The sequence below is a fragment of the Glycocaulis sp. genome (assembly GCF_050485565.1).
GTDB lineage: Bacteria > Pseudomonadota > Alphaproteobacteria > Caulobacterales > Maricaulaceae > Glycocaulis.
The window spans coordinates 98,903-117,479 of record NZ_JBJHBQ010000008.1 but is presented as its reverse complement, the minus strand read 5'-3'; the positions used below and the strand labels follow the sequence as shown (position 1 = coordinate 117,479).

The 18,577-nt window shown below is 65.1% G+C and carries 24 protein-coding genes; 10 read left to right on the top strand and 14 right to left on the bottom strand.

Translation table 11 applies throughout. The features are described from left to right. Window positions 1-8: 8 nt before the first annotated feature. From ACQ5ID_RS10475 to ACQ5ID_RS10465, 3 genes are read right to left on the bottom strand one after another with little or no spacing between them, the layout of a single operon-like run. Complete coding sequence (locus ACQ5ID_RS10475; RefSeq protein WP_429912401.1) at window positions 9-449, bottom strand: flagellar basal-body protein FlbY; 441 nt, start codon at window positions 447-449, stop codon at window positions 9-11. Next, window positions 449-772: a rod-binding protein gene (locus tag ACQ5ID_RS10470; RefSeq protein WP_429912400.1), complete on the bottom strand. Its 324-nt coding sequence runs from the start codon at window positions 770-772 to the stop codon at window positions 449-451. Before ACQ5ID_RS10470 ends, ACQ5ID_RS10475 begins: the two co-directional genes overlap by 1 nt. Next, entirely contained in the window at window positions 772-1,869 is a 1,098-nt protein-coding gene (locus ACQ5ID_RS10465; RefSeq protein ID WP_429912453.1) for a flagellar basal body P-ring protein FlgI, read from the bottom strand. Before ACQ5ID_RS10465 ends, ACQ5ID_RS10470 begins: the two co-directional genes overlap by 1 nt. A 239-nt stretch (window positions 1,870-2,108) precedes the next feature. Here ACQ5ID_RS10465 and ACQ5ID_RS10460 point away from each other — a divergent pair, with 239 nt between their 5' ends. Beyond that, window positions 2,109-2,531: a flagellar assembly protein FliX gene (locus ACQ5ID_RS10460; protein WP_429912399.1), complete on the top strand. Its 423-nt coding sequence runs from the start codon at window positions 2,109-2,111 to the stop codon at window positions 2,529-2,531. A 159-nt stretch (window positions 2,532-2,690) separates the two neighbouring features. Then, a complete protein-coding gene (dksA, locus tag ACQ5ID_RS10455; RefSeq protein WP_371392369.1) occupies window positions 2,691-3,122 on the top strand; it encodes an RNA polymerase-binding protein DksA in 432 nt (143 codons plus the stop codon). 3 nt (window positions 3,123-3,125) lie between these two features. Here the strand turns inward: dksA and ACQ5ID_RS10450 are convergent, their stop codons facing one another. The 6 genes from ACQ5ID_RS10450 to flgF all read right to left on the bottom strand — a co-directional run bounded on the left by ACQ5ID_RS10450 (window position 3,126) and on the right by flgF (window position 7,366). Next, window positions 3,126-3,521: a hypothetical protein gene (locus tag ACQ5ID_RS10450; RefSeq protein WP_429912398.1), complete on the bottom strand. Its 396-nt coding sequence runs from the start codon at window positions 3,519-3,521 to the stop codon at window positions 3,126-3,128. Further along, on the bottom strand, window positions 3,505-3,897 hold the full coding sequence (locus ACQ5ID_RS10445; protein WP_429912397.1) for a hypothetical protein: 393 nt from the start codon (window positions 3,895-3,897) through the stop codon (window positions 3,505-3,507). The genes ACQ5ID_RS10450 and ACQ5ID_RS10445 overlap by 17 nt, the downstream gene beginning before the upstream one ends. A gap of 139 nt (window positions 3,898-4,036) precedes the next feature. Then, window positions 4,037-4,840: a flagellar basal body L-ring protein FlgH gene (gene flgH / locus ACQ5ID_RS10440; RefSeq protein ID WP_429912396.1), complete on the bottom strand. Its 804-nt coding sequence runs from the start codon at window positions 4,838-4,840 to the stop codon at window positions 4,037-4,039. Between the two features lie 19 nt (window positions 4,841-4,859). Further along, on the bottom strand, window positions 4,860-5,798 hold the full coding sequence (gene flgA, locus ACQ5ID_RS10435) for a flagellar basal body P-ring formation chaperone FlgA (protein ID WP_429912395.1): 939 nt from the start codon (window positions 5,796-5,798) through the stop codon (window positions 4,860-4,862). A 29-nt stretch (window positions 5,799-5,827) separates the two neighbouring features. Further along, window positions 5,828-6,613 carry a flagellar basal-body rod protein FlgG gene (gene flgG / locus ACQ5ID_RS10430; protein WP_371392363.1) on the bottom strand — a complete coding sequence of 262 codons (786 nt, stop codon included), beginning with the start codon at window positions 6,611-6,613 and terminating at the stop codon, window positions 5,828-5,830. Window positions 6,614-6,640: 27 nt separating this feature from the next. Beyond that, window positions 6,641-7,366, bottom strand: a complete 726-nt coding sequence (flgF, locus tag ACQ5ID_RS10425; protein WP_429912393.1) for a flagellar basal-body rod protein FlgF — start codon at window positions 7,364-7,366, stop codon at window positions 6,641-6,643. 288 nt (window positions 7,367-7,654) lie between these two features. Between flgF and ACQ5ID_RS10420 the strand changes: the two genes are divergently transcribed. Genes ACQ5ID_RS10420 through ACQ5ID_RS10400 form a run of 5 tightly spaced genes read left to right on the top strand, consistent with a single transcriptional unit; the run spans window position 7,655 to window position 13,739 of the window. Continuing rightward, window positions 7,655-8,200 carry a flagellar basal body-associated FliL family protein gene (locus ACQ5ID_RS10420; RefSeq protein WP_429912392.1) on the top strand — a complete coding sequence of 182 codons (546 nt, stop codon included), beginning with the start codon at window positions 7,655-7,657 and terminating at the stop codon, window positions 8,198-8,200. Window positions 8,201-8,241: 41 nt separating this feature from the next. After that, window positions 8,242-9,390, top strand: coding sequence for a flagellar motor switch protein FliM (gene fliM, locus ACQ5ID_RS10415; RefSeq protein WP_429912391.1), 1,149 nt, complete (start codon window positions 8,242-8,244; stop codon window positions 9,388-9,390). Next, the gene (locus tag ACQ5ID_RS10410) at window positions 9,387-9,779 is read left to right on the top strand and encodes a DUF6468 domain-containing protein (protein ID WP_429912390.1); all 393 of its coding nucleotides are present in this window, start codon (window positions 9,387-9,389) and stop codon (window positions 9,777-9,779) included. The genes fliM and ACQ5ID_RS10410 overlap by 4 nt, the downstream gene beginning before the upstream one ends. 14 nt (window positions 9,780-9,793) lie before the next feature. Next, window positions 9,794-10,477 (top strand): MotE family protein, encoded by a 684-nt coding sequence (locus tag ACQ5ID_RS10405; protein ID WP_429912389.1) that lies wholly within the window; start codon window positions 9,794-9,796, stop codon window positions 10,475-10,477. After that, complete coding sequence (locus ACQ5ID_RS10400) at window positions 10,458-13,739, top strand: hypothetical protein (protein WP_429912388.1); 3,282 nt, start codon at window positions 10,458-10,460, stop codon at window positions 13,737-13,739. Before ACQ5ID_RS10405 ends, ACQ5ID_RS10400 begins: the two co-directional genes overlap by 20 nt. A gap of 12 nt (window positions 13,740-13,751) precedes the next feature. Here ACQ5ID_RS10400 and fliE read toward each other — a convergent pair whose 3' ends face one another. The 3 genes from fliE to flgB are packed head-to-tail and all read right to left on the bottom strand — an operon-like array spanning window position 13,752 to window position 14,942. Next, entirely contained in the window at window positions 13,752-14,063 is a 312-nt protein-coding gene (fliE, locus tag ACQ5ID_RS10395) for a flagellar hook-basal body complex protein FliE (protein ID WP_429912387.1), read from the bottom strand. A gap of 22 nt (window positions 14,064-14,085) precedes the next feature. After that, complete coding sequence (gene flgC, locus ACQ5ID_RS10390) at window positions 14,086-14,502, bottom strand: flagellar basal body rod protein FlgC (RefSeq protein ID WP_429912386.1); 417 nt, start codon at window positions 14,500-14,502, stop codon at window positions 14,086-14,088. 20 nt (window positions 14,503-14,522) lie between these two features. After that, window positions 14,523-14,942, bottom strand: coding sequence for a flagellar basal body rod protein FlgB (gene flgB / locus ACQ5ID_RS10385; RefSeq protein WP_429912385.1), 420 nt, complete (start codon window positions 14,940-14,942; stop codon window positions 14,523-14,525). 179 nt (window positions 14,943-15,121) lie between these two features. Between flgB and ACQ5ID_RS10380 the strand changes: the two genes are divergently transcribed. The 3 genes from ACQ5ID_RS10380 (at window position 15,122) to ACQ5ID_RS10370 (ending at window position 16,920) form a co-directional block, all read left to right on the top strand. Then, entirely contained in the window at window positions 15,122-15,454 is a 333-nt protein-coding gene (locus ACQ5ID_RS10380) for a flagellar biosynthetic protein FliO (protein ID WP_429912384.1), read from the top strand. A gap of 80 nt (window positions 15,455-15,534) precedes the next feature. After that, window positions 15,535-16,224, top strand: coding sequence for a flagellar type III secretion system pore protein FliP (gene fliP / locus ACQ5ID_RS10375; protein WP_371395080.1), 690 nt, complete (start codon window positions 15,535-15,537; stop codon window positions 16,222-16,224). A 54-nt stretch (window positions 16,225-16,278) separates the two neighbouring features. Next, window positions 16,279-16,920, top strand: a complete 642-nt coding sequence (locus ACQ5ID_RS10370) for a YqaA family protein (protein WP_429912383.1) — start codon at window positions 16,279-16,281, stop codon at window positions 16,918-16,920. On the opposite strand, the gene ACQ5ID_RS10365 is transcribed toward ACQ5ID_RS10370, so the two are convergent. Both ACQ5ID_RS10365 and ACQ5ID_RS10360 read right to left on the bottom strand, forming a co-directional pair. After that, window positions 16,917-17,135: a hypothetical protein gene (locus tag ACQ5ID_RS10365; RefSeq protein WP_429912382.1), complete on the bottom strand. Its 219-nt coding sequence runs from the start codon at window positions 17,133-17,135 to the stop codon at window positions 16,917-16,919. The two genes, ACQ5ID_RS10370 and ACQ5ID_RS10365, sit on opposite strands and share 4 nt — an antisense overlap. Beyond that, window positions 17,065-18,528, bottom strand: coding sequence for a glycosyltransferase (locus ACQ5ID_RS10360; protein ID WP_429912381.1), 1,464 nt, complete (start codon window positions 18,526-18,528; stop codon window positions 17,065-17,067). Before ACQ5ID_RS10360 ends, ACQ5ID_RS10365 begins: the two co-directional genes overlap by 71 nt. Window positions 18,529-18,577 lie beyond the last annotated feature (49 nt).

Below are 18,577 nucleotides of genomic sequence, written 5' to 3'. Positions count from 1 at the left end.
ACCGGTCTTCAGGCGCTCTGGTTGACGGCTATCGCGCCGATCTGGCTTGCGCGTGCCGATTGCGGGCCGTAGCCAGCATTCTGCGCCTTCTGGCGGACAGCTTCGTCGGCGATGGACTTTACCAGCCCTTCGGTAATGTCTTTGAGCGCTTCGACCACAACGCCATTGCGCTGCACAGCGGCGTCGAGCTTCTCCACATTTGCCCGCAAGGACGCCTTGAGCGCCGGTTCCAGCCCCGCAAGACGCTCCGGATCGCTGGCGGCGAGCTGGGTTTCGCGCCGGTAGATATTGGCCAGCTGCATCTTCTCGTCCTGCAGATCGAAAGCCTTGTGCGGCTGGCGCGCCTCGAAATGGGTCGTCTCGGTGTCAAACAGCTCGGTCAGGCGCGCGGTCAGGCGGACCAGCATGGCAGCGCGCTCGGCAGGGGTTTTCGCGGCCAGTTCACTCATTAGCGTGCTCCTGCTTCCTGAAGGCGCAGAATCTCGCGGGCCAGATCATCAGCAAGGCCAATCCCGCCTGCGCGCGCCATCACCTTGGCGTATTCCTCATTGAGCATGCCCCGGAAGGCGCTCTCGCCCGCGCCGCCGCCAAACATCTCGCTCTGTGTGCTCTCGCCCATCATCTGTTCCACGAGCTGGGCAAGGAAGACCGCCTCGAACTCCTCGGCAACCTGGCGCGCCTGTTCGGCATTGGTAATGCCGCCCGTGCCGGGCAGGGAGGGTTCGCGGGTCTGAAAAGCGCCCTGAACCTGACTGGCGAGGAAATCATCCATCACAGCACCTCGATCTCGGCCTGCAGTGCGCCTGCCGCCTTGATGGTCTGCAAAATCGTGATCATGTCTCGCGGCGAGACGCCCAACGCGTTCAGCCCGTCCACCAGCTCGCGCAAGGACACTGTGCCCTGCAGCACGCCCAGCTGCATGGAGTCTTCCTCGGCGGTAACCTGTGTGCGCGGCAGAACCACGGTTTCGCCTTCGGAGAAGGCGCCCGGCTGGCTGGCAATCGGGGTCTCGCTGACGGTGATGGTGAGATTGCCCTGCGCGATGGCCACGGTGGAGACGCGCACATTCTCGCCCATCACGATGGTGCCGGTGCTCTCATCGATGACCACGCGGGCGCGCATATCGGCGGCAACGCGCAGCTGCTCCACATCGGCCACCAGACCGACCATATCGCCGCGGAAGCTCGCCGGGCGGCTGACCACCACGGTTGCCGGATCGCTGGCATGGGCGGTGCCGGTGCCGATATAGGCGTTGATGGCGTCGGCCATGCGGCGCGCTGTGGTGAAATCGGGATTACGCAGGGCAAGGCGGATTTCGTCGCGGCTCGCGAGATCAAAACGCAACTCGCGCTCGATGATCGCGCCGTTGGAGATGCGGCCATTGGTCGGCACGCCGCGTGTGATGCTGGCACCTGCGCCCTGCGCGGTGAACCCGCCTACCGCGATGGAGCCTTGCGCCACCGCGTACACCTGTCCGTCAGCGCCCATCAGCGGTGTGGCGATCAGGACGCCGCCCTGCAGGCTGCTGGCATCGCCCATGGCCGACACGGTGACATCCATGCGTGAACCTTGCGTGGCAAACGGCGGCAGATGCGCCGTCACCAGCACGGCGGCGACATTGCCTGTGCGCAGGTCCGCATCGCGGATATTGACGTTGAAGCGCTCCATCAGCGAGTTCAGCGACTGGCGGGTGAACGCCGAATTGCGCAGCGTATCGCCCGAACCGTCGAGACCCACCACGAGGCCATAGCCAACCAGCTGGTTGTCCCGGACGCCCTCGATATCGGCAATGTCCTTGATACGCGGATTGGCGTGAACCGGCGCGCAGAGCGCCAGGCCGAGGGCAAGGGCAGTGATAATCCGGATCATCATCGGGTGCGGTTCTCCGCCTGGGTGTCTGTTCGCACGTTAACCATGCGAAATGCGTGCCAGCTTCAGTAGCGCTAATGCACTGATATATAAGAGGCCGCTTTTCCAGGCGGGCGGCAAAACCATGACGGCGCGCGTACTGCCGGGAAGATTTTGCCGGGCGCGCGAAGCGGTTTAAGGGTCTGTTAAACAAGCTTAAGCAATTTGCGTCTTATGAACCTGTCGAAGAGGCTCGACCGATGAAGATCACCGGTCCTGGCGGGACCCAGAGCACCAGCGCCCCGAAGCGCACCAGCCGCACGCAAGGCGGGTCTGGCAGCTTCGCGCCTGCCTCACCGGCGCCATCCCCCGCTCCCTCCAGCGTTGCTGGCACCGGACCGGTCGCATCGGTCGGATCGGTCGAGGCGCTTCTGGCGCTGCAGGGCGACCATGATGAGGCCGGTGCGCGCCAGCGTGCCACCGAGCGCGCTTTCACCCTGCTGGATGTGCTCGACGATCTGAAAATCGCGCTGCTCGAAGGCGGCGTGCCGCGCTCCAAGCTCGTCCGCCTCATGGACGTGCTCAAGGCCCGCCGCGAGTCGGTGTCCGACCCGCGTCTGGAAGCCATGCTGGACGAAGTTGAGACGCGCGCAGCGGTCGAACTGGCCAAATACGACGCCTGAATGGCCAATGCGTGGCCAGTTACCTCTTGAAAGTCTTTATCTAATCCTATTGGCACCAAACTTGCGGTGTAACGGTCATGCGTCGTTGACTTGATGAGTTGCGCCGATATTCTCCGCCGCGCTCATGGGCAGGGGCGTGAGCGTCATGGAGGCGGTCGTATGAGCGCGTTTGAATCCAAGATAGAGCTGCCTGAGGGGTATCGTCCCAGCGAGGACGAAGACTTCATGAATCCCCGGCAGAAAGAATATTTCCGCCGCAAGCTGATGGCGTGGAAAGACGAGATCCTGCGGGAGAGCAAGACCACGCTCTACGCCCTGCAGGAAGATATCGGCGCACTGCCCGATCTGGCTGACCGCGCATCCACCGAGACAGACCGGTCGCTGGAGCTTCGCGCCCGCGACCGCCAGCGCAAGCTGATCGCCAAGATCGAATCGGCCCTGCGCCGGATAGAGGAAGACACTTACGGCTATTGCGACGAGACGGGGGAGCCGATTTCACTGGCCCGTCTGGACGCGCGCCCGGTGGCAACCCTCAGCCTGGAAGCCCAGGAGCGCCATGAGCGCTCAGAGCGGGTGCATCGCGACGACTGATAGCTAGTCGTTGCCGCGGGCGAAGCGCTCCGCATCGCCCCAATTGTCGAAGGCGCGCGCCTTGAATCCGGCCTTGTGGAGCATTTTCGTCATATAGACGGCGTGCATCATGTTGGACGGGCCATAGACATAGCTCATCCGCACATGCACCGGCATGTGCCGGGCGAACACCTCTCCCACCTTCACAAACTCCTCTAGCTTGTGCTCCAGCTTGCACTGGCTGTAGTCGAGGATGATGGCGTCACGCCCCTCGCGCACCACGCGCTGCGAAAGCCGTTCGGCATTGCCAAGACTGTCCTTCACCCGATTGATGCCGATCAGGCGGGCGCAGAATACGTTGGCGTCCTCCAGTTCGAATTTCTCGACAACAAGGTCTGCTGAATCAGGCGCTGCGGGCATGCAGGACCGGGCTTTCGTGGTAACTGCCGGCGGCAAGCTGCGCGATCCTGACCTGTTCGCTCGCCCAGGCGATGGCCGGGCGGTGGCTGGCGAAGGGTTCGGTGATGATGCCCTTGCGCGTCAGCGTGCGCATCAGTGTCACCACGAAACCGGTGTGCTGGCGGGCGAGCACATAGGCGACCGGAAAGCCCGCTGGCAGACGGCTGGCGACCCGCCCTGCGAGCGTGCCGATCTGGAAGGTGTCATGGGTGTAGAGCATGCGCCGGTAGTCGAAGATAACGGCGTTGACGCCGCCCCTGGCCACCCGGTCGAGCAGCATGCCGCCACGGTCACGGCTTATGTCGGGCCGGTTGACGCCGAAAGCGCGGACATACATCACCCGCTCCGGCCCCAGCATCCTTGTAATATATGAGAAACGCCCAGTCATCCGGTCCCCTTCGAGCTTTCGCCCGGGCGTTATCCTAGGGGCCGAATGATGAGCAAAGTGTTAGCGTTTTCCGGTTTACGGCGCGCTTCTAGAAGGGCCAGAGCAGGTTGTAGATTTCCTGCCCCACTGGCGGGCGTTGCATCTCGGAGATATGGCCGCGGCCACCGTAGGAAATGCGCGCCTCGGCGATCTTGGAGTGATCGATCGTGTTGTCCGAGGCGATGTCCTGCGGGCGCACAATGCCGGAGATCAGAAGCTCGCGCACTTCGTTATTGATCCGCACTTCCTGACGCCCATGCACGATCATGTTTCCGTTCCACAGAACGTCGACCACGATGGCGGCAGCCGTCAGGCGGATCGTCTCGGAGCGGTTGACCGACCCGGCACCGCGCGTGGAGCTGGTTGACCCCATGCGGACAAGATTTGCCGGATCGACGGCGTCGTTGAAGAAGCCGTCAAGCGCTGCTTCCCCGCCGAAGAAATTGGGGATGCCCGCCCGTTCGGATGTCTCGCGTGAGCGGTTGGTCTGGTTATTCACCTGGGCGCGATCGGCGATATTGATGTTGACGGTCAGGATATCGCCCACACGCGCCGCACGCGGATCACCAAAGAAGGTGGACGAGTTCGACCGCCACAGCGAGTTCAGATTGCCGGTATCGTTCTGGCGGGCAGCAATAGCGGCCTGCAGGGCCTCCATCTGGCGCTCGCCTGCCCCGCCATGCTGCTCGGTAATGCCGACACCGCGAATGGCCGCGTCCGCCGAAAGGGGAGACAGGGGCGGCGGCTGGCCGATATAGCTGGCGCGGTCACGTACCGCGCACGCGCTCATCGCCGTCAGGGCCAGCGCACAGACGCCAAGGCGGGCAAGGCGCGTCAGGTGTGAATGAGGCATGGTGATCGTCTCCTGACGGCTAGAAGATATGGCCGGAGGCACCCGTCACGCGGACGCGTCCCGGCCCTTCGACCACACCTTCAATGGTGCGGTTCGATTGCAGGTTCACAAAGCGCGCGGTCTGTCCGAGCGCGGCATTTTCAAGAGCGCGTGCGCGCGCGGTCAGCGTCAGCGGGCCGGACTGGAAGACCAGCGCCACCGTTTCGCCGCGCGTGATGGCAGCAGGTTCGCGCAAATCATAGCTGCGCAGGGCTTCACCGGCCCGCAGGGCGCGGCGCGCTTCCTGACCGACAAGGGCGCGTTCGCTGGTGACGGCGTCGGCGCGGATACGGTCAGAGCGCATGCGCACCCATTCGATATCGCCTGCCTCGATCACCTCGCCGCGCGCCAGCGGCCGGGCGAGTACCGGCACGTCCAGCACCGGGTCGGCGCGGCCCGTCACGGTGACAGGATCGCCGCCCTCATGGCTGCGGATTTCGGCGCGGAACGGCCCGGTGCGGCCATCCAGCTCCAGACGGACAATCTCTGGCGCTGCGGCGGCATCGATCGGCGCGTGGATGGACACCATGCGGTTGGACAGGGTGACTTCATGGCTGCGTCCGGTCTCCCGGTACATGTGCGCGGCAATCAGCTCGGCAATATCGCCCGCCGACAGGCTTTGCGAGGCGCGCTGCACGGCAACGCGTTCAATACCGGTGGCGTTCGCCCATTCCAGCCCGTTGCGGCTGGCCTGACGGCTGACCCAGGCCGGGTCCAGGAAGGTGCGTGCGCCGGGCTGCGGCGCGCGTGCCAGCGTGACCTGCGCCGCCTCGCCCTCGACCCCTTCGAACAGATCGCCCAGCGTGACGACGGCCCCCTCGACCACCACCCGCTCGCGCAAAAGCACGTTCTGCTGGGCGTCGGCATAGGCGGTGCCGAGGATCGCGAGGATCAGGGCGGCGGTGAGCATGCGCATCATGGCGGCTATCCTTGCCTTGCAGGTGTGGGCTAGCGGAGGTTTGCAGAAGCGGCGAGCATTTCGTCGGCGGCGCTGATGACGCGGGCATTCATCTCGTAGGCCCGCTGGGCGCGGATCAGCGCGGTGATTTCGGTGACGGCGTCGACATTGGAGGTTTCCACGAAACCCTGCCGGATGATGCCGAAGCCCGGCTGGCCGGGTACGCCGACATTGGCCGCGCCGGAGGCGGCGGTTTCGAGGTAAAGATTGTCGCCTGCCGCCTCAAGGCCGGCCTCGTTGGCAAAGGTGATAAGCTCCAGCTGGCCGAGGATTTGAGGCTCGGCATCGCCGTCCATCATCACCTGGACCTGGCCCTGCTGATTGACGTCCACCCGGCGCGCCTCTTCGGGAATCGCGATGCCCGGCATGACCAGATAGCCGTCAGAGGTGACAAGCTGGCCTTCCGGACTGCGCGAGAAGCTGCCTGAGCGGGTATAGGCTTCGCCGCCATTGGGCAGCTCGATGCGGAAATAGCCGCGCCCTGAAATCGCCAGATCCAGCTCATTGCCGGTCTGGGAGAGGCTGCCCTGCTCGGTGATGCGGTAGACCGAGCCAGCCTGCACACCCAGACCGATCTGCAGGCCGGTCGGCACGATGGTGCCTGCGTCAGAGCTGGCGGCCCCGACCTGGCCCATATTCTGGTAGAGCAGATCCTGAAACTCGGCGCGCTGCCGCTTGAAGGCGGTCGTGTTCATGTTGGCGAGGTTGTGGGCGATCACCTCGACATTGAGCTGCTGGGCTTCCATTCCGGTGGCGGCGGTAGACAGTGCGCGCATCAGTTGGGTTTCCTTGTCAGTAATTCACTAGCCGGGCCGGCCAAGACGCTCGATGGCCTTGCGGCTGAGCTCGTCGGCCTGCTGGAGCATGCGGGTAACGGATGTGTAGGCGCGCGACACTTCCATCATGGAGGTGATCTCCATGATGGGGCGCACGTTGGAGCTTTCGACAAACCCCTGCCGGATGGCCGGTTCGAACACCAGTTCGCGCGGCGCGTCCTCAGGGGCGGTGTAGAGATTGTCGCCAATCTTGGAGAGCAGGCCATTATCCTCAAACCGGGTAATGGCGATGCGGCCCGCGACAAGCCCGTCCTGGCTGACCTCGCCATTGGCAAGGATCGTGACAGGCCCGGCTTCCGGGTCGATGGTGATGGGTGCGCCGCCTTCGCCCAGCACGGGCGAGCCATTGGCCGAAGTGAGGGTGCCAGCGGCATCCATGGAGAACCGGCCATCGCGGGTAAAGCGCTCTCCTTGCGGGGTATCAATCGTGAAGAAGCCATCGCCGGTGATGGCAACGTCCAGCGACCGCCCGGTCTGCTCCAGCGAGCCCTGGCTGAAATCGCGGCCCATGCCCCACTCGGCGACATAGTTCAGGCGGGCAGGGCCATCTTCGGCGCGGGCGCGGGTATAGGGTTCCGCTTCGACCAGCAATTGCTCGGCCTTGAACCCGGCCGTCGAAACGTTCGCGATATTGTTGGCAGTGATGTCCATAGCCCGGCGCAGCACCTGCTGCTGGCTCAGACCTATCATCATCATGTTGTCCATCGCGCCGTCCTCGCCCTTTCTGGCCGTGTGCCGCGTACGACCGGACTTTTGCCAGTCGCGCTGGCCGGGTCATCGCAAGGGCCGTGCCATGGTTAATTTCAATTAATTACAATGGGTTACATTGAGGGGCGTGCGGCAAGGCCCGCCAAGCCCGGCAGGCAATGCAGTTCAATGCGGAAAAAACTGCCTATCGGGAGACTTTCCCAACGGATCGTTAACCGGGACGCCCCCTAATCCTTGATGAAGCGTGAATCAGTGCGATCTGGCGGGATCATCATGGCCGAAGAAAACGACGAAAACGAAGACCTGGCCGACGGCGAAAATGCCGAGGGCGAAGGCGAAGGCAAATCAAAGCTTGATATCAAGAAACTGGCGCTGTTCATCGGCCTGCCGGCCATCATCCTCATTCTGGCGCTGGTGGCAGGCGGGCTCTTCCTGTTTGGCGGCGGCGATGAGGACGAGGCGCTGGATGGCGAGGATGAGGCCGAGATGGCTGATATCAGGCCGGACGTGCACAGCTTTGAAATCGAGCAGCCGCTGGTCGTGCAGATTTCCGGCTCGGGCAATACGCGGCCGATCCTGACGCTGAAAGTGAGTTTCGAGTTCACTGATCCGGCGGTGGAGCTGGCCCTGCAGGCGGGGATGCAGCGCATTCTCGACCAGTATCAGGGCTTCCTGCGCGAGCTGACCCCTGACGATATTGCCGGGTCTGCCGGCCAGCACCGCCTGCGTCTGGAATTGCTGCGCCGGACCAATCTGGCGATTGCGCCTGCCCAGGTGGACCGCGTCCTGCTGACCGAAATCCTGATAACCCAGACCTGATACAGCCCGTTCACACGAAGAGATAAAGACCGGATTGCGCGATGAGTGATGTAGATCAGGAAGCCTTGGCCGCTGAATGGGAAGCGGCCGCCAGCGCCGAGCAGCCCGACTTTGATGCTGCCGGTTCGGATGCGCTTGCGTCTGAATGGGAGGCCATGGTCGGTGCCGATGGCGAGACCTTCCTGCCCCAGCAGGGTGCGCAAGGCCCTGAGCGTATCCTCAACCAGGACGAGATCGACAGCCTTCTGGGCTTCTCGGTGTCGGACGAGGACGGGGCCGAGCGCTCGGGCATCCGCGCTATCATCAATTCCGCGCTCGTCTCCTATGAGCGCCTGCCCATGCTGGAAATCGTCTTTGACCGCCTTGTGCGGCTGATGACGACATCTTTGCGCAATTTCACCTCCGACAACGTGGAGGTGAGCCTCGACAATATCTCCTCCATCCGGTTTGGCGACTATCTCAACTCCATCCCGCTGCCCGCCATCCTGTCGGTGTTCCGCGCGCAGCAACTGGACAATTACGGCCTGCTCACGGTCGATTCCAACCTGATCTACTCGGTGGTGGACGTGCTTCTGGGCGGGCGTCGCGGCACCAGCGCCATGCGTATCGAGGGGCGGCCCTACACGACCATTGAGCGCACGCTGGTCCAGCGAATGATCGAAGTGGTGCTGGCCGACGCCAAGCAGGCGTTTGCGCCGCTGACCGAAGTGGACTTCACCCTCGACCGGGTGGAGACCAATCCGCGCTTTGCCGCCATCGCCCGGCCGGCCAATGCAGCCATTCTCGTCAAGCTGCGCATCGATATGGAGGACCGCGGCGGGCGAATCGAGCTTCTTCTTCCCTATGCGACGCTTGAACCCATCCGCAAAATGCTCCTCCAGCAATTCATGGGGGAGAAGTTCGGACGGGACAATATCTGGGAAAGCCACCTCGCAACCGAGCTGTGGTCCACGCAGATGGAGGTTCACGCCGTCGTTGACGAATTGCAGCGGCCCCTTGGCGAGATCATGAAACTTCAGGTCGGCGACACGATTATGCTTGATGCCGGACCCGATAGCGCCGTTGAGCTGCGCTGCGGCACCATTCCGCTGACGCGCGGGCGCATGGGCCGCCTGGCCCATAACGTGGCTGTGCGCCTTGATTCGCCGCTGACACCCGCCGCGCGGCGCACCCTGACGAGGTTCTCATGAGTATGGCCGCCTTCCTGTTTGAAGCCCTGATCGGTGTCCTTCTGGTAGGCGCTGCGGTGATGTGCTGGCGCGTCGACCGGCGGCTCAAAGCCCTGCGCGACGGGCAGGACGGGCTCAAAGAGACGGTATCTGCGCTCAATGATGCGGTGGACCGCGCGCGCGCTGGCCTCGCCGCACTGGACCGGGCCTCGAAAGAGACCGGCGAGGTGCTGGAGCACCGCACACGGGAGGCGCGCGCTCTGGCCGATGAGCTGCGTCTTCTGACCAGTGCAGGCGAAACTCGTCTTGACCGTTTTGAGCGTGCCCGCCGCCCGCAGGCGGCCAGTGAGCTGCCCCGTGAACGCACGGCAGAGCCGCGTGAGCGCGAACACCTCAAGACGTTGCGCTAGAAAGGTCTTTGCTCATGCCCGGCCTTCGTCCCCTTGCCGTGATTGCGATATTGCTGGCTGCGATGTTCGCGCTGAAATCGGTGTCGCTGGCTGACAGCGCCGTGGCACTGATGAACACGCAAGGCGCAGACGAGCCGCAAGTGCTTGCCCCGCGCGCGGAGCCAGCCGTCCAGGCTGAGGCTGCGCCGCCAGCGGTCACGCCTGCGCCTGTGTTTGAACCTGAACCCGACGAGTTCAACGTGACGCGCTCCCAGTTCCAGCTGTGCGAGCTGGTGGAGAACCGGCGCGTGGAACTGGATATGCGCGAGGAAGAGCTCGATACGCGCGAGGCCCTGCTGGAGGTCGCCGAGCAGCGCATCGAGGCGCGCATCGCGCGTATGGAAGCGCTGGAGACCAGTCTGGAAACGCTTCTGGGCACGCTGGAAACCGAGCGCGAGCGCCGCGTTGGCGAGATCGTTTCGGTCTATGCCCAGCTGGAGCCGGAGAACGCGGCCGCAATCATGTCGCGCATGGATGAGGACACGCTGGTCCTGCTGGCTGAATCCCTGCAGCGCGATCAGGCGCGGCGCTATGCGGCAATCCTGGCGGAGATGGACCCCGGCTTCGCGGCGGAGCTGACCTTGCGGCTGCGCTCGCGTGCCAATCCGCCTGAAACCCAGACCGAGGTGGAGGCCCGCCTTGCCGGCCGGGACAGCTAGACCCGCCATCCTTGCGGTGGCGTTGCTCCTTGCGGGGCTGACCCAGGGCGCGTGGGCGCAGGTGACGGGCAGCGTTGGCGTGGAGCGCACACCCGCCAGCACGCGTCTGGTCATCACCTATCCTGAATCCATGGGCGGCGATCTGTCGGCGGAGGCAGAAATTGCCGCTGGCGCGGTGCTGGTCGCGCGCTTTTCACAGCCTGTCTATTTCGATGCTCCGTCTATTCCGGCCCAGACTGGCGGACTGGCAGCGATGGCGCGTCTCGACGAGGATGGCCGCACCTTGCGCCTTGCGCTGAACCGTGAGGCCGAGCCGCATGTCAGCGTCTCGCATAATGTCATCGCCATTGATCTGACACCGCCCGGCGCGTCCGCGCCTGCGCCCATCGTGTCGCAGTTCGAGCGTAACGCCCGTGCCGAGGCGCAAGCCGCTGCCGAGCGCGCCGCGGCTGCCAATGTCCCGCCCCCGCCTGCCAATGTTGCCGTGCGCACCGGCGAGGCGGCGGAATATACCCGGATCGAATTTATGTGGCCGTCGCGCACCGGCTATGCGCTGGAAACCGGTAATGGCCGGGCAGTCCTGCGTTTCGATGCGCCGGGCGAGGCTGATCTGCGCCAGCTTTCTGCCAGCCCGCCCCGCCTGATCGAGCAGCTGCGCGGTGCCAATGAGGATAGCGGTCTGACGATCTCGCTGCGCCTCGACGAGGGTGCCTCGGCGCGCGCGTGGGATGATGAGGATGGCCGCCGCATTGTGCTGGATGTGCTGCCTGAAGGGCATGTGTCGCCTGAAGCCATGCTGGCCGCGCTGGGCGGGCTTGAGCCGGAGACGCCGCCCGCCGGCGAGCCGCAAGCGCCAGAGCCGGAACCCGTTGCCGTGGCGGAAATCCGTCCCGACCCGGTGCCGGAAAACGGTATTGTGCGCGTGCGCCTGACGCGCAGCGGCAATGATGCGCTTTTGCACTTTGAGTGGGCGCACCTGCCGGGGCTGGCCGTTTTCCGCCGCCCCGAAGCCGTGTGGCTGGTGTTCGATGCGCGCGCCGAGCTGGATGTATCGGAGCTGTCTGACGCCCCGCGCCGCCATATGCGCGGGTTTCAGGTCGTGGCCGGAGAGGATTACACCGCGCTGCGTATCGAAGCGCCCGAAGCCACCCTGCCTGATCCTGTTGCGGCCGGTGCCACATGGACGGTTGGCCTTCGCGACAATATCGACCAGCCCTCACGCCCGGTCGTGCTGATGCGCGTGACGCCGCCCGGCCAGCCGGCCCGCCTGCGCATCGGTCAGGAGGGTGCGCGCTCCGCCGTCAGGATTGATGATCCCGTGATGGGCGACAGCCTTCTGGTGTTGACCGCTGACGGCGCCAAGAGCGGTGTTCTTCTGCCCTACCGCATGGTGGAGGCGCATATATTGCCATCGGTGCACGGCGTTGCGGTGCAGCCGCTGGCGGACGATCTGGAGCTGGCCCTGCTGGATGGCGGTGCGCAGCTGTCCCGGCCGGGCGGCATGGCCCTGTCGCGCTCTGGCGGGCCGGCATCAATGGCTGATGCGGTGATGCCCACCTCGCCCGCCTTTACCGATCTGGCGGCCTGGCGGGGGAACGAAGACTATCAGAGCGGTCTGACGCGCGCCCTGTATCGTGCCTCTGGCGGGGAGCCGAACGAACTGCTCAATCTGGCCCGCTTCTATCTGGCGTGGGAGCTGGCACCGGAAGCCCTGGGCGCGGCGCGGCTGGCAGCGCAGGCCGATAGCGAGCTGGCCGACAGTGTGGAGCTGCGGGTCATAAACGGCATCGCCATGCTGATGATGGGCCGCCTGCCGCGTGCCGAAGTGTTTCTGTCCGGCTCCGCCCTCAATGAAGACCCGGCCGTGCAGCCCTGGCGCGGGCTGATAGCCGCACGCCGGTCTGACTGGCCCGAGGCGCGCCGCCGGTTCGACGCCGCTGAAGGTACGGGCTTCTTCCTTGATCCGCTCTGGCGCGCGCGTATCCAGGCAGCCCATGCCCGCGCCGCAGCCGAGACCGGCGATATCGGCACGGCCTTGCGTCTGCTTGATGGCATCGATGCTGAGCTGGATGATCCGCAGGCGCGTGCCGAGGCCGAGTTTGCCGCCGCGCGTGTGGCGGCGCTGTCAGGGCGTAATGACGAGGCGATCAGGCGTTTCGCGGCTCTGGCTGAAGACCCGTGGCTGCCTATTCAGGCGGTGTCCCTGCTCAACCAGGTGCGTCTGGAGCTGGCAGAAGAACGCATAGCGCCGACACAGGCCGCCGACATGCTGGCCAGCACCGCCTTGCGCTGGCGCGGCGATGATACCGAGCTGGAAGCAGCCCGCCAGCTTGGCGCGCTCTACGCCGAAGCAGGCCGCTATGGCGAGGCGCTCGAAGTGATGAGCCAGGCGCGTCTGCGCCAGCCGGGCAGCGCCGCGGCGCGGCGCATCGCCTCGGACATGGACGCCCTGTTCCGCAGGCTGTTTCTGGACGATGAAGCCGCGCGCATGTCGCCGCTGGAAGCCCTGTCGCTCTTCAACGAGTATGCGTCGCTCACCCCGCAAGGCGCGGACGGCGACCGGATGGTGCGCCGGGTGGCCGAACGTCTGGTGGCGGTGGACCTGCTCGATCCGGCCGCGCAGCTTCTCCAGCATCAGGTCGATAACCGCTCCATGCCCGCGCAGGCGCGCGCCGCCATCGCCTCGGATCTGGCCGTCATCTATTTGATGGGCCGCCGCCATGAGGAGGCGCTGCGCACCTTGCGCGCGACCCGCGTGACCGGACTGTCACCTGCGCTGGTTACAGAGCGCCGCCTGCTGGAAGCGCGCGCCATGGCCGGGATTGGCCGGGCCGACCATGCGCTTGAAATGATCGGGGATGATGACAGCGCCCCTGCGCGCCGCCTGCGCGCTGATATCGCCTGGGAGCAGCGCGACTGGGCCGGTGCCGCGCGCGGGCTGGAAGCGGTGCTGGGCGCGCGCTGGCGCGAGGATGGACCGCTGACCGACACCGAATCGCGTGATGTCATGCGCGCCGCGATTGCCTATGCGCTTGTAGGCGATAGCGGATCACTGGAACGGATCGAGGCGCGCTATGGCGAGGCCATGGCCACGACCCGCCATCGCGGGGGCTTCAGCCTCGTCACGACGGAATTGCCCGCACCAGGCGACCGGCGGCTGACAGAGCTGGTCTCCAGCCTCGCCAGCCGGGGAACGATGGATGCGTTTCTGGCAGGGTTTGCGCGCCGCTTCGAGGCGGGCGCAGATCAGGGGCCGTCCTGAGCGAATTTCGCTCTAGATCGGCATGCGCAGGATTTCCTGATAGGCCCGGATCACCTGATCGCGCACGGCGATGACGGTTTCCAGCTGTACCTCTGCGGCGGCCATGGCGGTGACGACATCAACCAGCTCGGCCTGTCCGGTGGCATTCTGTGCGGTCAGGCTTTCTGACGCCTGCATGACGGCCTGCGTCTCGCTCAGCGCGTTCATCACCATATCGCCAAAGCCGGACGCAACCGGATTGCCCGCGCTGGCGGCGCTTGTGGCATTCGGGTCGGACACCTGGCGGGCGGCCTGTGCATAGGCGCGGATGGCTGCAAGATCCATCGTTCAGTCTCCGGTCAATTCTCTAGCGGCGCAGAAGGTCCAGCGTGCGCTCCATCATGCGCCGCGTGCCTTCCACCATGTTCATGTTCGCCTCGTAGGAGCGCTGTGCCTCGCGCATGTCCATCAGCTCGATAAGGCTGGAGACATTGGGATAGCGCACATAGCCCTCCCCGTTGGCGGCCGGGTGGCCCGGCTCATAGACCATACGGAAATCCGATTCGTCCGCGCGCACGTCGCTCATGCGCACCAGGTTGGCCCCTGTAACCCGGTCCAGCTCGGCGCGGAAAACCGGCATCTGGCGCTGATAGGGGTTTTCGTCCGGTGTGCGCCCGGTCGAGGACGCATTGGCCAGGTTCTCTGCAATGATGCGCATACGCGCGGACTGGGCGCGAAGGCCCGCCGCGGCGATCTGCAAGGTATCTGATGCGTTGTTGGACATGGGTCAGATCCTTCTTTCCTTTACGCGCCCGGCCCTCTGGCCGCCATGCGGATGAGTGACAGGCTCTTCTGGTAAAGCCCCAGCGCGGTTTCAAAGCGCATCCGGTTCTCGCCGGAGCGCACCATCTGCTCTTCCAGCACGACCGAATTGCCGTTGATCGTGGTTTCACTGTCCGGCGTTGCCATGGAGCGCCATGCGCCCGATCCGCCAGAATTGACGCGCCCCTGAATATGGCCCGCTTCGGTGGCGCTCAGCGTGACCCGGCGCGTGGTCTGTGCGCCGGACAGGGCGCGCTCGAACTCGCTTTGCGGAATGTCGCCGGGGACATAGCCGGGCGTATTCGCGTTGGCGACGTTTTCCGCGATCACGCGCTGGCGGTCGGAGTGATAGCCGAGCGCCTGGCGCAGAATGCCAAGGACTGGAATGTCGTCCGGACGCATGCGTTTTGCTTCCTGTTTTCGCGCTGGCCGTTCTGGCGCGCATAAGGCTCCAACCCAAGCCTTGTGCTGATGCGGTTAAGAGTGGCTTAACCAAAGCCGCGACTCCCGCTAGCGGTTGAAGTCCGCAAAACGGAACGGGCGCTCACGGGGCTGCGCCTTTCCGCCGGGGAGCGCGTCAAATGGACGTAATAGATTTCGGACGCTATTTCGCGGCGCTTCTGCTCGTGCTGGGCCTGCTTGGCGGGCTGGCACTGCTGGCGAGGCGGGCAGGGCTGGCCCATTTCCTGCCCAGCATTCAGCGCTCCAATGCGCCGCGCCGCATGGAAGTGGCCTCCACCCTCATGCTCGATCCACGCCGCCGCGTGGTGCTGGTGCGTGTGGATGATGAGGAGCATGTGATTCTGCTGGGGCTGGCTGGCGAGACGGTTCTGGACCGGCGTCCCGCCCCGCCGCGCTTTGAGCCGGTGGAGCCGGGTATTGCCGATGACACCGCGCAGCAGGACCCGTCCTGATGGCGTGGTTGCGGTCCGGACCGGCGCTTTTCTGGAGCCTCGCGCTCGCCCTGCTGCTGGCCGGGCTGGCGTTTGGCGGCATGGCCGAGGCGCAGTCAATCAGCATTGATGTCGGCGAGGAGGATGGCCTGACCGAGCGGGTGATCCAGCTCGTCATCCTGTTGACGGTGCTGTCTCTGGCTCCGTCCATCCTCATCATGACGACGAGCTTTGTGCGCATTATCGTCGTGCTGTCCCTGCTGCGTACGGCGGTCGGCCTGCAGCAGAGCCCGCCCAATGCGGTGCTGGTTTCGCTCGCCCTGTTCCTTACCGCCTTCATCATGGCACCGGTTTTCACACAAGCCTATGGCGAGGGCATCCAGCCTTATCTGGATGGCGAGATCGAAACCGAGGAGGCGTTCGAGCGCACCACCTCGCCGGTAAAGATGTTCATGCTCGCCCATACGCGCGAGGATGATCTGGCGCTGTTTTTCGACATCGCGCAGGTGGAGGTGGAGACGCCCGAAGCCACGCCGCTGCATGTGGTCGCGCCCGCCTTCATGATCTCCGAGCTGCGCCGGGCCTTCGAGATCGGTTTCCTGCTTTTCATCCCCTTCCTGATTATCGACCTGGTGGTGGCCTCCATCCTGATGTCGATGGGTATGATGATGCTGCCGCCAATCATCATCTCGCTGCCGTTCAAACTGATCTTCTTCGTACTGGTGGATGGCTGGCGTCTGGTGACCGGCTCTCTGGTGGAAAGCTTCCAGACCGGCCTGCCGGGTGGGTAGCGGCGTTAGGCCGCTTTTGCGCGCCGCCGCCAAGCGGGTAAAGACCGGCTGGTGATGAGCAAGCCCGATACCCGCCCCGCATCGAGATCGCGCCCCTCAGGCTGGTCGCGAACCGTGCGGCTGATCCGCCTGCGCCTGATACGCGCGGCGAGGGGAAAATGGGCCGTGCCTGCGCTCTTCGTTGGCTCTTTCATCGATTCCACGATCTTTCCCTGGCCGGTCGCCCTGCCGTTGGCCGCCCAGATGCTGCGCGGGCGCCGCTTTGTCTTTCCGGCAGCGGCAGCAGCGGCTCTGGGGTCGATTCTGGGCGGGCTGCTGGTCTACACGCTGGCCCGGCTGGCCTTTGATGCCATCGCGCCGATGATCGTTGATGATAGCGGCGCGGCAGCAACCCTGTCGGACGCGCGTGCGCGCATCGAGACGGGCGGCGCTCTGGCGGTATTTGCCGCCATGCTGACCCCTGTCCCGGTACAGCTGACCAGCCTGGCTGCGGGGCTGGCAGGCGTTGGCGGGGTGTGGTTCGCGCTGGCCATCACGCTGGGGCGGGGCCTGCGCTATTTCGCGATGGGGCTGGTGCTCTATGCGGTGGGAGACCGGATCGTGGCGGGCTGGCTGTGGCTTCCCCGCTGGGGCCGGTGGCTGCTGATCGCGCTTTTTGCCGCGCTGTTCGCCGGGCTGATTGCCGCGTCCTTCTAGAAGGTCCGCACGCGCTGGCCGGTTTCTATGCCGATAAAGCTAAGCAGATGGGCCAGCAAGAGCAGCAGGAAGATCGCAAGAGCGATGCAGATCAGCGTCCACGGCACCATGCGTGGCCCGTGCACCGGGTTCCACGGCCTTCCGCTACGCCACGCGCTGAAAGCAAACAGGGCCAGCGCCGCGATCATCAGGATGAGCGTGAGGGTAAGGCTCATCAGGGGCCATCCTGTGCTGGGCGGTAATGCCGTGTTCGGTCTTCGCCCACACATAAGGTTGGCTGCCAATCTCGCGCAAGCCCCGGATGGCGGCGGGCGTCTGTAGCAGCCAGTAGGCGGGCAGCATGGCAAGATCGCGCGCCAGCGGCTTGAACCCGGCCCGGCGTGCACCGGTGGCCGCAGCGAGTATCGCCGCGCCATATCCGGCCAGCGCAGGCAGCACGATCCAGGGCAGGCTGGCGGCGGCAAGGCTGCTGGCGGTCATCCAGATGATGAAGAGAGCCGCCGGCCCGTGTACCAGCGCACTCACGACATTCATGCCCAGCGATGCCTGCAGGGATACAAGCCCGCCAAATCCACTCTCGCTGACAAGCCCGCCGGGCTGGCGCATCTGCACACACCAGCTGATCGCATGACCTTTCAGCCATCGGCTGCGCTGGTGCGTCCAGGCGTGTCGCGTAACGGGCGCTTCCTCCAGCGTGCCGTGATCTATCATCCCGGTTTTCCAGCCATGGCGTGCCAGCCGGAAACCCAGATCCGCATCCTCGGTGACGTTGTGGGCATCCCAGCCCCCGCAGACCATAAGGGCATCGCGCGAGAAGACATTGCTGGTGCCGCCCAGCGGCAGCGGCCAGCCCATCCGCAGGAAAAGCGGCAGGACAACATGGAATTGCGCGGCATATTCCAGCGCGAACATGCGCGTCAGCCAGTTTTCCGACCGATTATACCAGCCCAGAGGGGCCTGCACGCAGCCCAGCGCCGGGTCTGCCGCAAACGCTTCTGCCGCGGCACGCAGTTGCTGCGGAGCAGGGGCGTCTTCCGCGTCATAGACGGCGACCAGCTCGCCTGTCGTGCGCTGCAGCGCGAAATTGAGCGCCTTGGGTTTGGTGCGCGGACCCACGGGCGGTACCGCCATGACGCGCACGGGCAGGCGGCTGGCATTGGCTTTAGCGGCGGCGTGGGCGGCGCTCAGCGTCTCCCAGTCATCGGCTTCGATGGCCAGTGCCACATCCATGCGCTCGCGCGGATAGTCCATGCGCGCCAGCTGATCGACCAGACCGGCAACGACAGATGCCTCCCGGTGAAGCGCTACCAGCACGGTCACCGAGGGCAGCGCATGGGTAAACAAAGTGCGGCGCGGGCTGGTACGGGCGGGCAGTATCGAAGCGGCCAGGCGCAAGCCGGCAACGCCCAGAAACAGGAAAGCGGCCAGCAGGCCCAGCACGGCCAGCCCGGCACCTGCGCTTATCAGCTCCAGAATGATCAGAAAGCTGGCAGGCCCGGCCCACAGGGCATGAGGCACAGCCAGCGGATGGACTGCGCTGGCCTGCGGGTTTTCGTCTGCAAGGGCGTAGGCAGCCCGGTAGGCCTGCGCATGGCTGCGCGTGGCCATGATCGCACTGGACGGGGTGGGCGCCGGTAACGGCGCGCGCCGCAATCTC

Bases quoted from the DNA above. Each gene is read 5' to 3' on its own strand.
- flgG (WP_371392363.1), bottom strand. From the start codon at position 6,613: ATGCGCGCACTGTCTACCGCCGCCACCGGAATGGAAGCCCAGCAGCTC.
- ACQ5ID_RS10405 (WP_429912389.1), top strand. From the start codon at position 9,794: ATGCCCGGCCTTCGTCCCCTTGCCGTGATTGCGATATTGCTGGCTGCG.
- ACQ5ID_RS10360 (WP_429912381.1), bottom strand. From the start codon at position 18,528: ATGGCCACGCGCAGCCATGCGCAGGCCTACCGGGCTGCCTACGCCCTT.
- ACQ5ID_RS10475 (WP_429912401.1), bottom strand. From the start codon at position 449: ATGAGTGAACTGGCCGCGAAAACCCCTGCCGAGCGCGCTGCCATGCTG.
- fliM (WP_429912391.1), top strand. From the start codon at position 8,242: ATGAGTGATGTAGATCAGGAAGCCTTGGCCGCTGAATGGGAAGCGGCC.
- flgC (WP_429912386.1), bottom strand. From the start codon at position 14,502: ATGTCCAACAACGCATCAGATACCTTGCAGATCGCCGCGGCGGGCCTT.
- fliE (WP_429912387.1), bottom strand. From the start codon at position 14,063: ATGGATCTTGCAGCCATCCGCGCCTATGCACAGGCCGCCCGCCAGGTG.
- ACQ5ID_RS10460 (WP_429912399.1), top strand. From the start codon at position 2,109: ATGAAGATCACCGGTCCTGGCGGGACCCAGAGCACCAGCGCCCCGAAG.
- dksA (WP_371392369.1), top strand. From the start codon at position 2,691: ATGAGCGCGTTTGAATCCAAGATAGAGCTGCCTGAGGGGTATCGTCCC.
- ACQ5ID_RS10450 (WP_429912398.1), bottom strand. From the start codon at position 3,521: ATGCCCGCAGCGCCTGATTCAGCAGACCTTGTTGTCGAGAAATTCGAA.
- ACQ5ID_RS10465 (WP_429912453.1), bottom strand. From the start codon at position 1,869: ATGATCCGGATTATCACTGCCCTTGCCCTCGGCCTGGCGCTCTGCGCG.
- ACQ5ID_RS10370 (WP_429912383.1), top strand. From the start codon at position 16,279: ATGAGCAAGCCCGATACCCGCCCCGCATCGAGATCGCGCCCCTCAGGC.
- ACQ5ID_RS10445 (WP_429912397.1), bottom strand. From the start codon at position 3,897: ATGTATGTCCGCGCTTTCGGCGTCAACCGGCCCGACATAAGCCGTGAC.
- ACQ5ID_RS10365 (WP_429912382.1), bottom strand. From the start codon at position 17,135: ATGAGCCTTACCCTCACGCTCATCCTGATGATCGCGGCGCTGGCCCTG.
- ACQ5ID_RS10410 (WP_429912390.1), top strand. From the start codon at position 9,387: ATGAGTATGGCCGCCTTCCTGTTTGAAGCCCTGATCGGTGTCCTTCTG.
- ACQ5ID_RS10420 (WP_429912392.1), top strand. From the start codon at position 7,655: ATGGCCGAAGAAAACGACGAAAACGAAGACCTGGCCGACGGCGAAAAT.
- flgF (WP_429912393.1), bottom strand. From the start codon at position 7,366: ATGATGATAGGTCTGAGCCAGCAGCAGGTGCTGCGCCGGGCTATGGAC.
- ACQ5ID_RS10380 (WP_429912384.1), top strand. From the start codon at position 15,122: ATGGACGTAATAGATTTCGGACGCTATTTCGCGGCGCTTCTGCTCGTG.
- flgB (WP_429912385.1), bottom strand. From the start codon at position 14,942: ATGCGTCCGGACGACATTCCAGTCCTTGGCATTCTGCGCCAGGCGCTC.
- ACQ5ID_RS10470 (WP_429912400.1), bottom strand. From the start codon at position 772: ATGGATGATTTCCTCGCCAGTCAGGTTCAGGGCGCTTTTCAGACCCGC.
- flgH (WP_429912396.1), bottom strand. From the start codon at position 4,840: ATGCCTCATTCACACCTGACGCGCCTTGCCCGCCTTGGCGTCTGTGCG.
- fliP (WP_371395080.1), top strand. From the start codon at position 15,535: ATGGCCGAGGCGCAGTCAATCAGCATTGATGTCGGCGAGGAGGATGGC.
- flgA (WP_429912395.1), bottom strand. From the start codon at position 5,798: ATGATGCGCATGCTCACCGCCGCCCTGATCCTCGCGATCCTCGGCACC.